This is a genomic window from Pseudomonas sp. H9, from assembly GCF_004353925.1.
GTDB lineage: Bacteria > Pseudomonadota > Gammaproteobacteria > Pseudomonadales > Pseudomonadaceae > Aquipseudomonas.
Genome location: NZ_SMOK01000034.1, coordinates 1 through 10,845 on the forward strand (window position 1 = coordinate 1; position 10,845 = coordinate 10,845).

At 60.5% G+C, this 10,845-nt stretch carries 12 protein-coding genes; 6 read left to right on the forward strand and 6 right to left on the reverse strand.

Going from position 1 to position 10,845, the window contains the following annotated elements:
* Positions 1–82: 82 nt before the first annotated feature.
* Genes E1573_RS22690 through E1573_RS22700 form a run of 3 tightly spaced genes read right to left on the reverse strand, consistent with a single transcriptional unit; the run spans position 83 to position 2,635 of the window.
* Complete coding sequence (locus E1573_RS22690) at positions 83–1,132, reverse strand: alkene reductase (protein WP_133216789.1); 1,050 nt, start codon at positions 1,130–1,132, stop codon at positions 83–85.
* A gap of 17 nt (positions 1,133–1,149) precedes the next feature.
* Positions 1,150–2,319, reverse strand: a complete 1,170-nt coding sequence (locus E1573_RS22695) for an MFS transporter (protein ID WP_133216790.1) — start codon at positions 2,317–2,319, stop codon at positions 1,150–1,152.
* Between the two features lie 13 nt (positions 2,320–2,332).
* A complete protein-coding gene (locus E1573_RS22700; protein WP_133216791.1) occupies positions 2,333–2,635 on the reverse strand; it encodes a helix-turn-helix transcriptional regulator in 303 nt (100 codons plus the stop codon).
* A 153-nt stretch (positions 2,636–2,788) separates the two neighbouring features.
* Between E1573_RS22700 and E1573_RS22705 the strand changes: the two genes are divergently transcribed.
* A complete protein-coding gene (locus tag E1573_RS22705; RefSeq protein ID WP_133216792.1) occupies positions 2,789–3,370 on the forward strand; it encodes an ACP phosphodiesterase in 582 nt (193 codons plus the stop codon).
* Here E1573_RS22705 and E1573_RS22710 read toward each other — a convergent pair.
* A complete protein-coding gene (locus E1573_RS22710; protein WP_133216793.1) occupies positions 3,367–4,155 on the reverse strand; it encodes a 1-acyl-sn-glycerol-3-phosphate acyltransferase in 789 nt (262 codons plus the stop codon). The two genes, E1573_RS22705 and E1573_RS22710, sit on opposite strands and share 4 nt — an antisense overlap.
* Positions 4,155–4,910, reverse strand: a complete 756-nt coding sequence (gene olsB, locus E1573_RS22715; protein WP_133216794.1) for an L-ornithine N(alpha)-acyltransferase — start codon at positions 4,908–4,910, stop codon at positions 4,155–4,157. The genes E1573_RS22710 and olsB overlap by 1 nt, the downstream gene beginning before the upstream one ends.
* A gap of 133 nt (positions 4,911–5,043) precedes the next feature.
* On the opposite strand from olsB, the gene E1573_RS22720 reads away from it, so the two are divergent.
* The 5 genes from E1573_RS22720 to E1573_RS22740 all read left to right on the forward strand — a co-directional run bounded on the left by E1573_RS22720 (position 5,044) and on the right by E1573_RS22740 (position 9,271).
* Positions 5,044–5,922 (forward strand): acyl-CoA dehydrogenase, encoded by an 879-nt coding sequence (locus tag E1573_RS22720; protein WP_133216795.1) that lies wholly within the window; start codon positions 5,044–5,046, stop codon positions 5,920–5,922.
* A gap of 178 nt (positions 5,923–6,100) precedes the next feature.
* The gene (locus tag E1573_RS22725) at positions 6,101–7,192 is read left to right on the forward strand and encodes a serine hydrolase (protein WP_165957376.1); all 1,092 of its coding nucleotides are present in this window, start codon (positions 6,101–6,103) and stop codon (positions 7,190–7,192) included.
* Positions 7,189–7,485 (forward strand): amidase, encoded by a 297-nt coding sequence (locus tag E1573_RS22730; RefSeq protein ID WP_133216797.1) that lies wholly within the window; start codon positions 7,189–7,191, stop codon positions 7,483–7,485. The genes E1573_RS22725 and E1573_RS22730 overlap by 4 nt, the downstream gene beginning before the upstream one ends.
* Before the next feature lie 45 nt (positions 7,486–7,530).
* Positions 7,531–8,112, forward strand: a complete 582-nt coding sequence (locus E1573_RS22735) for a YceI family protein (RefSeq protein WP_133216798.1) — start codon at positions 7,531–7,533, stop codon at positions 8,110–8,112.
* 1 nt (position 8,113) lies between these two features.
* Positions 8,114–9,271: a phosphatidylserine/phosphatidylglycerophosphate/cardiolipin synthase family protein gene (locus tag E1573_RS22740; protein ID WP_133216799.1), complete on the forward strand. Its 1,158-nt coding sequence runs from the start codon at positions 8,114–8,116 to the stop codon at positions 9,269–9,271.
* A gap of 67 nt (positions 9,272–9,338) precedes the next feature.
* On the opposite strand, the gene E1573_RS22745 is transcribed toward E1573_RS22740, so the two are convergent.
* A partial coding sequence (locus tag E1573_RS22745) for an RHS repeat-associated core domain-containing protein (protein ID WP_133216800.1) occupies positions 9,339–10,845 on the reverse strand: 1,507 nt, incomplete at its 5' end.

The following is a 10,845-nucleotide window of genomic DNA, read 5'->3' on the forward strand; positions in this document are numbered from 1 at the left end:
GCTTGCCCCGCGATGCGATGTTGATTGATAAATCGCCATCGCGGGGCAAGCCCGCTCCTACAGCAAGCCCGCTCCCACCGTTTTACAGGCGTGGGTAGTCGATGTAGCCGACCGGGCCTTTGGCGTAGAAGGTTTCCGGGCGTGCTTCGTTCAGCGGTGCATCGGCTGCCAACCGGGCCGGGAGGTCAGGGTTGGCGATGAACGGAATACCGAAGGCCACGGCATCGGCCTTACCGCTGGCCAGCGAAGCATTGGCGCTGGCTTTGGTGAAGCGTTCGTTGACGATGTAAGGGCCGCCAAAGGCTTCTTTGATCAACGGGCCAATGCTGTCATCACCTTCTTTCTCGCGCGAGCAGATAAAGGCAATGCCACGCTTGCCCAGTTCACGGGCGACGTAGGTGAAGGTTTCAGCACGGTTGGCGTCACCCATGTCATGGGAGTCGGCCCGTGGCGCCAGGTGCACGCCTACGCGTTGCGCGCCCCACACGTCAATGACTGCATCGGTCACTTCCAGCAACAGCCGGGCACGGTTTTCCAGTGAGCCGCCATATTGGTCGTTACGCTGGTTGGTGCTGCTCTGCAGGAATTGGTCAAGCAGGTAGCCATTGGCTGCGTGCACTTCTACACCGTCAAAACCGGCAGCCTTGGCATTCTCGGCACCGGTGCGGTAGGCCTCGACAATGTCAGCGATTTCAGCAGTTTCGAGCGCGCGTGGCGTTGGGTAGTCAGCCAGTGGGCGCACCAGGCTGACGTGACCTTTGGGCTGGATCGCGCTCGGGGCTACCGGGGTTTCGCCATTAAGGTAGAGCGGGTGCGAGATGCGACCGACATGCCACAACTGCAGGAAAATACGGCCGCCAGCAGCGTGAATGGCTTTGGTGACGTTGGTCCAGCCTCGTACCTGGGCATCGGACCAGATGCCTGGGGTGTCGGGGTAACCGACACCCATCGGGGTGACTGAGGTGGCTTCGCTGAGAATCAGGCCAGCACTGGCACGCTGTACGTAGTATTCGGCCATCAACGCGTTGGGGACGCGGCCTTCATCGGCGCGGCAACGGGTCAGCGGGGCCATGATGATGCGGTTGGGCAATTGCAGGTCGCCCAGGGTGATCGGATCGAAAATAGTCGTCATACAAACCTCAAGGCTGATCAATGAGTAGCAGGTGCCAGTTCGGCGTTGTTGCCGCGCTGGCTGAAGGTAATCAGGGTGACGATCAGGGCCAGCACCGCCAGGGCGGCAGCGGCCAGTGGTACGCGAGTCAAGCCCAGTCCTTGAGCAATTACAGTGCCGCCAACCCAGGCGCCCAGGGCATTGCCCAGGTTGAAGGCGCCAATGTTCAGGGTCGACACCAGGTTCGGTGCAGCTTTACCGAAGGTCACCACGTTGACTTGCAGCGCCGGTACGGCGGCGAAGGCAGCGGTGGCCCAGAGGTACAAAGTGATTTCGGCCGGGATCAGGGCTGTGCTGGTCCAGCTCAGCACGGTAGAGACCACCGCCATGCTGGCGAATACCCCGACCAGAGTGGCGCCCAGACGCTTGTCGGCCAGTTTGCCGCCGATGATATTGCCCACGGTCAGGCCTACGCCGATCAACAGCAGGGTCCAGGTCACACCGCGTGGCGACACGCCGGTGACATCGCCCAGCAGTGGTGCAACGTAAGTGAACAAGGCAAACATCGACGCCGAAAACAGCACGGTCATCGACAGTGACAACCAGATGCCGGCGCCTTTGAGGGCGGCCAGTTCAGCACGCATGTCGAGTTTTTCCTCGTCATGGCGAAACGGCAGGAAGCGAATCAGGCCGATCAGGGCAATGACACCGATTGCGGTCACGGCCCAGAAGGTCGAACGCCAGCCGTATTCCTGACCCAACGCGGTACCCAGCGGTACGCCAAGCACATTGGCCAGGGTCAGGCCGGTGAACATCAGGGCCACGGCCGAAGCACGGCGGTTGGCTGGGACCAGGCTGGCGGCTACTACCGAACCGATGCCGAAGAAGGCACCGTGACACAGGGCAGTGACCACCCGTGCGAACATCAGCAGGTTGTAGTCGCTGGCCACCGCACACAGCAGGTTGCCGACGATGAACACACCCATCAGGGCGATCAGCGCCGCTTTACGCGGCAGCTTTGAGGTGGCCAGGGCCATGAACGGCGCACCGATGGCCACGCCCAGGGCGTAACCGGTAACCAGCCAGCCGGCGCCAGGAATCGATACGCCTAAATCAGTTGCCACATCGGGCAGCAGGCCCATGATGACGAACTCGGTCGTGCCGATGGCGAAGGCGCTCAGCGCCAGGATGATGAGTGATAGGGGCATTGCAAGATCCTTGTCAGAGCTCTTGGCTCATCTGCTTGAGGAAGGCCTGGATGGTTTCCTCATTGCGCTTGAAAAAATGCCACTGCCCGATCTTCTGGCTGCTGATCAGCCCTGCGCGTTGCAAGGTTGCCAGGTGGGCCGAGACGGTCGACTGCGAAAGGCCGCAGCGTTGGTCGATCTGGCCGGCGCAGACACCGTGTTCGGTGCTGTGGTGCTGGTCAGGGAACTGCGCTTCGGGGTCTTTCAGCCAGTTGAGGATTTCTCGCCGTACTGGGTGGGCCAGGGCTTTTATTATTTCGTCGAGATCGAGAGGCATGGTTGGGCTCATGGTTGTGTAGCGGTATATCGCGATGTGGCGAAATATAAATCGGTATTTCGCGATATACAAATATGAAGAAGTGCTTAGCTCAGCGTAAATCGCTATATCGGGTTATAACGATATGAAGGTGGCGGATGCTAGACTGCGCACATGAACTACCTCGCGCACTTACACCTTGGCGGCCAACAACCCGAGCAATTGCTTGGCAGCTTGTATGGGGACTTCGTCAAAGGACCGCTGGCCGGACGCTATCCAGTACCTCTGGAGGCAGCGATTCGCCTGCATCGGCAGATTGACGTGTTCACCGACGCTCATCCGTTGGTGTTGCAAGCCCTTGGCCGTTTTCCGCGAGAACGGCGGCGCTATGCCGGGATCATCCTGGATGTGTTCTTCGATCATTGCCTGGCGCTGCACTGGCAGGATTATGCCGAGCAACCGTTGGAACAGTTCACCGGCAGGGTGTACCAGGTGCTGGCGGCACAAGCGGAACTGCCTGGGCGTCTGGCGCAGATCGCACCCTACATGGCCGCAGATGACTGGCTCGGCTCATACCGTGACTTTGACGTGTTGGGCCCGGTGTTCCGAGGAATCGCCAGACGCTTGTCACGCCCGGAAGGGATGGCGGGCGCGCTGGAAATCGTTGAGGCGTTGTATTCGCCTTTAATGGACGACTTCCGGGCGTTTTACCCCGAGCTGCAGGCCTTCGCCGGGAAGGCCCTAGCTCAGCGTTAGGCGGCTTTGGCCCGGCGCAGCGGTTGTGCGACGGGTTGTTCGGCACCAAACAAGGCCACTTGAATAGCTTGTTGGGCTTCAAACGCCAGCGCTGCGCGCTCTTTGCCCGCACTCGGTATGGGCGTGAGCAGTTGGATCTCTATTTCGCCGCAGTCATGGGAAAGCAAGCGCATCAAGTGGGAGAGCAGGTCATCGTCGCCGATGAACGGCGCCAGGGCATCGATCCGGCCGTCCCGTCGATAACGCAGCGCCACTGGTTGCAACGGCGCTTGGGTGTCGATGGCGCTCGCCAACAGGCGACCATGAAAGGTGCGCAGGCTACGCCCGTTTGTAGTGGTGCCTTCCGGAAAAATCAGCAGGGCACAGGCATCTTGCAAGTGCTGGTTGATCTGCTGGCGGAGCATTTGGCTGTCGCTGCCGCCGCGGCGAATGAACAGGGTCCCGGCTTTGTGGGCCAGCCAGCCGGCTACCGGCCAGTTGCGAACTTCAGCCTTGGACAGAAACGACAAGGGTGTGAGCATGCCCAACAGGGGGATGTCGGTCCAGGATACGTGATTGCTGACCCACAGCATCGGTTGCTGCGGCACCTGGCCCACCACACGAACGTTGAAGGGCAGGGCGTTGCTCAGTTTGCGCATGAACAGTTGCGACCAGCGCTGGCGGCGTTCGCTGGAGGCGGCGATGCCCAGCCGTTCATACATCGAAAACAAGGTGGCCATGGCCACGCCTAGCAGCACCACCAGTAGTACACGCAGCAGGCGTGCAAGCACGCGCAGGCGGCGCATCAGACGGCTGCCTTGAAGTGCCGGGCATAGCGTGGGCACAACTCGTCGCGTTTAAGCAGGATGAACACGTCGGCGACCTGGAAGTCTTCGTCCCAGCAGGGTTCCCCGCAGATCTTCGCGCCCAGGCGCATGTAGGCCTTGAGCAGCGGTGGCATCTCAGTGATGACGTTGCCGGGCAGGGTTAGGCTGGGCAGCGGCTTCTTCGGTTCGGCGCGCAGGTGTTCGGTGCACAGGTAGCGTTCCCGCAGGCGCTGCATGATCGCATGGGCCTGGACGCCGCCGTCTTGCATGGGGATGCTGGCGCAGCCCATCAGGTAGCTGTATCGGCCTTCGTTGAGCACTTCGGCCAGTTCCGCCCAGAGCACGGCAATGGTGCCACCGTTGCGGTAGGCTGGGTCGACACAGGTACGGCCCAGTTCCAGGATCGGGCCCTGCAAGCCGCTCAAGCCGTGCAGGCTGAATTCCTCTTCGCTGTAGAAACGGCCCAGACTGCTGGCGGCCTGGTGGTCGAGCAGACGCGTGGTGGCAACCAGGCGGCCGTTGCTGAGGTCGCGCACGCCAATGTGGCGGCAGTGGATGTCGTAGTCGTCCATGTCCAGGCCCAGTTCGGCACCCTTGAGTTTGGCCTTGAACTCGCCGCTGAAGACGTTGTAACGAAGCGCCTGCGCCTCTTGCAGGGCGGCCGGGCCAACCAGGCGTTCGGCTTGCAGACGGCGTTCAGTGCTGTTGTCGCTGGTGCGGGCGATTCGAGTCATTACGAGTCTCCATAAGCCAGCCAAGGGGTTGCGGCCGGTCGACTTTGTTGTGCAAGCTCAGCCTAGGTAGAGGGGGTGTCACCCCCATGAACCTTTGGTGATGCTTGTATGACAGCCCTCAAGGAGCACGATGATGGCCTGGCTACAACGACTCAACGATCCACTGCGACATCCCCTGTCGACTGATCTTGGCGAGACCTACAGCAGCCTGCTGGCGCGTTTGGATACGGTCAGCCCGTTCGAGCTGGCGGTGCTGGGCGGGCGGGCCATGCCGACACCGGGGTTGGCTTTTCTGGTGGGCTACCAAGCGGCATTGCGCATGCTTTGGCCGAGCGCCCCGGCCAGCCTCGGTGCCTTGTGCGCCAGTGAGCGGCGCAGCGTGCGCCCGGCGGACATGCAGGTGCGTCTGGAAGATTTGCGCCTGAGCGGCAGCAAGGATTTCGTCACCGCAGGGCTGGACGCAGACTGGTTGTTAGTGGCTGCCCGCAGTGAGCCGGTGGGCGAGGCGCCGCAGTTGAGCCTGACGGTGGTTTATCCGGGAGAGCCCGGCGTTCGTCTGGAGCCGCTGCCGGCGTTGCCACTGATGCCGGAAGTCGGCCATGCCCGCCTGCACTTGGACCAGGCCCTGTGCGAGCGTTTGGCGGGGGATGGTTGGGATGCTTATGTCAAACCGTTCCGCACTCTTGAAGACTTATATGTGCTCAGTGCCCTGTGTGCCTGGCTCTATGGAGTCGGTCACGAGTCTGGCTGGTCACAAACCCTGCTGTTACGGTTGATCGGCTTACTTGGCGGCTGTGCCGAAGGCAGTCGGCAATGTGCTGACTCCAGTGCCTGCCATGTGCTGTTGGGTGGGTTGTTTACACAGTTCGCTGCGCTCAAGGACGAACTCAACCTGGCGCTGAGCCAAACGCCTGGCGAGTGGGCGACGCTGTGGCAGCGTGATCAGGGGCTGTTGGAGATCGCTAGTGCAGCACGGGCTAAGCGTTTGGCCAAGGCTTGGGCGTCTTTGTAACTCGTTTGGTAGGAGCGGGCTTGCCCCGCGATACGATGTGTCTCTCAAAGCCGCATTCGCGGGGCAAGCCCGCTCCCACAGCCAGCCTCTTCCCACAGGGGCTGGGCCTCCTTGGGATTGTCATGAAGCACCACTAAGCTGGGTACACCTTGGTTCAGAGCGACACCGCATGAAAAAAATGCTTTCGGCGATGTGGCTCGGCCTCGTATTAAGCAGTGCTCAGGCCTTGGCTCAGGAGGAGTGGCCAGTGCCGGACTGGCAGCAGGCCGTTAATGCCAACAGCTCGGCCTGGCAGCAGGTTCAGGCTTATGCTTTTGCGCCGCGCAACGACAGCACCCGTGAAGGTGTACGCACAGATGCCTTGTTGGTCATCAAGAACGGTCAAATCATATTCGAGCAGTACGTCGCTCCTACCCGCGCCCTGACACCTCATCTGACGTGGTCGGTCAGCAAAAGTGTATTGGCCACGGTGCTGGGCGTGGCTCACCGTGAAGCGCGCTTTCAACTTGATGATCCGGTTGCACGCTTTTATCCACCCCTACAAGCGCATTCGCAGATCCGCCTGCAAGACTTGCTGCATTGGGCCAGTGGCCTGGACTGGCAGGAAGACTATGAGTACGCGCCATTGCATTCCTCGGTGGTGGCCATGCTCTACACCCGTGGGCGTACGGACATGGCCGCCTTCACTGCGGCGCGCCCGGCGGTGACCGAGCCGGGCCAGCGATTTCTTTACTCCAGTGGCGATAGCAATCTGTTGGCGGCGGCGCTGCGCACCATGGTCGGCCCTGACCGCTATGCACAGTACCCGTGGGAAGCATTGTTCACGCCGCTGGGGATCACTTCAGCGGTCTGGGAACGTGATGCCAGCGGTACTTTTGTCGGTTCCTCTTATCTGTACATGACGGCACGCGACTTGGCGCGTGTCGGTTTGCTCATGCTCCGTGACGGTCGCTGGCAAGCGCAGCAAGTGCTGCACAAAGATTGGGTGACGTTCAATCGCACCCCGTTTGCCAAGGCCAGCGCCCAACCAGGCGAGGCCAATCCCGGCGGTCATTGGTGGCTCAATCAGCCGCTACCCGGTTCCGGGCGGCCCTGGCCGGATGCCCCCGCCGATACCTTTGCTGCCTTGGGCCACTGGGGCCAGGCGTTGTATGTGCTGCCCCAGGAACGACTGGTGGTGGTGCGCTTCGCCGATGACCGTGACGGGCAGTTTCAGCACAACGAACTGCTCAAGCGTGTGCTGGCGGCACAAACCGAGGGGCGGCTATGAAGCGCGTGATGCTGCTGTTGTTGCTGAGCATTAGCGGCTGGGCCTGGTATGAGCGCCAGGCCTTGGCCGACTTTACTGGCATTCTCAGTGGCTATTCGGCCAAGGAGTACTGTTCCTGTCGCTTCGTCATGAACTTTGATGCACCGTACTGCCAGGCCTATGTGCGCCAGTACCTGCCGTTGAGCCGGCTGCTGGAGGAGACGAGCACGCGCACGGTTGTTGCCGAGGGCCTGGGTGTTGAGCGCCGAGCACGCTGGCAGGGTCTGCGTGAGGGCTGCGGCTTGCTGCCGTGAGGGCAGGCGGGTAAGGTTGACGGCCTCTGTGCTACAGGATTGCTCATGTTCTCTTTGCCCCGTCTTTTACTGGCCTTGCTCACCCTGGTGAGTGTTTCGGCCCACGCCAACTGGCACCTGGATGGCGAATCGTCACGCTTGTCGTTCGTTACCAGCAAAAATGGCGACACCGCCGAAGTCCATCGTTTCCTGGTGCTGCACGGCAAGGTCGACCGCAAAGGTGCGGCTCAGTTGCAGATCGAGATGGACTCCAACAGCAGCAGCGTGCCATTGCGTGATGAGCGCATGCGCAAGGATTTGTTTGAATTTGCCCGCTTCCCTGAAGCGAAGGTCACTGCTCAGATCGACCTCAGGCCCATCAATGATCTGGCCAACGGTGCTCAGGTAGAGCTGCGCTTGCCGCTGACTGTCGAGCTGCACGGCAAAAAACACAGCTACAACACGTTGTTGCTGGCTACTCGCCTGGACGAGCGGCGCTTTCAAGTGGTGACCCTTGAACCCTTGATGTTGCGTGCCGAGGAGTTCGATTTGCTTCCGGGCCTTGAGACCTTGCGCAAGTTGGCCGGGCTCAAGTCCATCAGCCCGTCGGTGCCGGTGACCGCGGTGTTGATCTTCACGGCGCGCTGATATGGCCGGACCGGTCTTCCCTTGGCGAGATGGCAACCGGTTCGAATTACTGATCGATGGCCCTGCGTTCTTTCCGCGTATGCTCACCGCCATTGTGCGGGCTGAGCGGCAGGTTGATCTGGAGTTGTACCTGGTCGAGGCGGGTGCTTGTGCCGAGGCCATGGTTCAGGCATTGGTTCAAGCTGCCGAGCGTGGCGTGCAAGTGCGTTGTCTGTTTGATGACTATGGCGCATTGGCCTTCACCCTGAGTTTGCGCCAGCGTCTGCTCGCCGCTGGCGTAGAGCTGAGATGGTACAACCGCCTGCGTTGGCGTCGCGGCTTTCGCAACCTGTACCGCGACCACCGCAAGCTGTTGATCGTCGATCAATCCTGGGCGGTGGTGGGTGGCACCGGGGTGACAGACCAGTTCTGGGTGCCGGACCAGGACGTCAGCGAATGGCATGAGGTCATGGTCGAGATGCTGGGGCCCTTGGTGGCCGACTGGCAGATGCTCTTTGATCGTCAGTGGCGCGCAAACCTGCGCCGCACCGCTTGGCGACCGCCCACCCATTTTGGCCTGACACGCCTGCCCCATGTACCGGACTGCGGTCAGGGCATGGGCCGGGTGGCCTACGCTGATGCCCGTCAGCATCGGGACATTCTGCAATCGCTGGTACGGGCCTTGAACAGCGGCCAGCAGCGGATCTGGCTGGCCACCCCTTACTTTCTCCCCACCTGGAAAGTGCGTCGCTCTCTGCGCCGTGCTGCTGCCAAAGGTATTGATGTACGCCTGCTGTTGACCGGCCCACGTACCGATCACCCGTCGGTGCGCTATGCCGGGCATCGCTATTACCCGCGATTGCTGCGCGCCGGGGTGAAGATCTTTGAATACCAGCCGTGCTTTCTGCACTTGAAAATGGTGCTGGTAGATGACTGGGTCAGCATCGGCTCATGCAACTTTGACCATTGGAACTTGCGCTTTAACCTTGAGGCCAACGTCGAGGCCCTTGACCCACCGCTGACCGCTGCGGTGGCGGCCAGCTTTGAGCGCGATTTTGGCCTCAGCGAGCAAATCGATCTGGATCATTGGAATGCACGGCCGTTCTGGAAGCGGCTGAAACAGCGTTTGTGGGGGTGGCTGGATCGGTTGGTGGTGAATGTGCTGGATCGGCGTAGCTGAACGCAGCAAGCGACTACCTTCAATGGTGGTTAATGGATTAAGTCAAAGCCTAAGAAACTTCGACTGTTCATTGAGGGTAGTAGGTTCTAGGTATGCTTATGCGCATGCTTGGTTTGTCAGTGAAAGCTCGTCCTGAGCCAAGTAAGCGGTCAATGTAAGGAACTTTTTCGGCGGGAAAATTGTTTGAAGTTGAGTTAGTAAAGGAGATGTTGATTCTTTGCATGTACCTAGGGTCATCTAAGTAGATAGCTCGGTCAAAAGCTTCGACTGGACGACGCAAGGTATTGGCGACTTTCTGCGCTGCGCCGGAACCACCTCCGTGGCACGCCAAAAGCACAATCTCCTTGCCCTCTGGGTAATCTATTCCTTCCAGCCAAGGTCTGATGCTGCTGTTTGCGACGCTTTCTGCATCCTCGAATCTTCCCGATACGCTCATTAGTTTACCGGTTCGTAACTTTCCATGGGTTTCAAATGCCGCTACATCGGTACCCAGTAACTTGTTGTGAAACACAACGTCACTTTTGTCCGCACCATTAAAGTAGATGGCTGTCGACTCTCCGACTGTTTTCATTGTGCTGGAGTTGCCAAGTTTTGAGGTACCAAGTTTCGAGGTGCCACGCCCCGCAGATCTTCCCAGCACATTTGTTAGCTTGGCAGTCGCCTTCGGTGCTACTTGCAAACCACTGCCTACCAACCCTGTGCCTAAGGAAACCCACCCCAGGATGCCGGCGGCTTTTGAGTCCTTGTTAACGGCTTCCAGCGCAGTGGAGGCAATACCGGTGCCCAGTGAAACTGCCCCCAAAGTGGCAGCCCCCATTGCCATGGCACCGCTGGCGGTGAGTCCGGCGAGGCCGGCGCTGTAGACAGCGGCGAAAGCCGGGGCCGCTGCACCGAAGCTGGCCACGGTAGCCAAAACTCCTAGCACCAGCCCGAAGCCTGCGAGCAACCAGGTTTCCGAGCTATGGCCGTCGGGGTCGATGCGATTGACCGGATCGCCCCCACAGTAGGTATACGGATTGAGACCGCCACGGCCAAACGGGCTTTCACTGTCGGGGCTGAGAAACATCATCAGCAAAGGGTCATAAGGCCGATAGCCAGCAGGGATGTACCAGCCGGTGAGTGGTTCACGGCGTTCGCCGGTGTAGCCGTAAGGCACCTCGGGTGAATTGCCCGACTCGGCGCCGTGTGCCGTGTAGTGACGGCTGCGTACTTCGCTGCCAGCTTCGATCCGCACGCTGCCCTGGGCATCCTGACCGAGCAGTATGGTGCTGGTGATGCTGTTCAGCGCGAACAGGCTGGCGCCGTCGCTGATGTGCTGGACGGTTGTTGTGCCGGTTTGCTCATGGGTAGTTTGCCCTGCGCTGAAAAAGCTCCGGCTGAGCTGGCCGTCAACCACGCGATCACAGAGGTTGCCGCTGGGGTCATAGCCGTAGGCGCAGGTCTTGCCCTTGAACTCCACGTGGGTCAGACGATCCTGGGCGTCCCAGGTCAGGCTGCGGCCGAGGCTGTCGCTGACAAGGCGACCGCAGTCGTCGTAGTGCAAGGTGATGAGTGGTGTGCCCCAGGACGGGTGG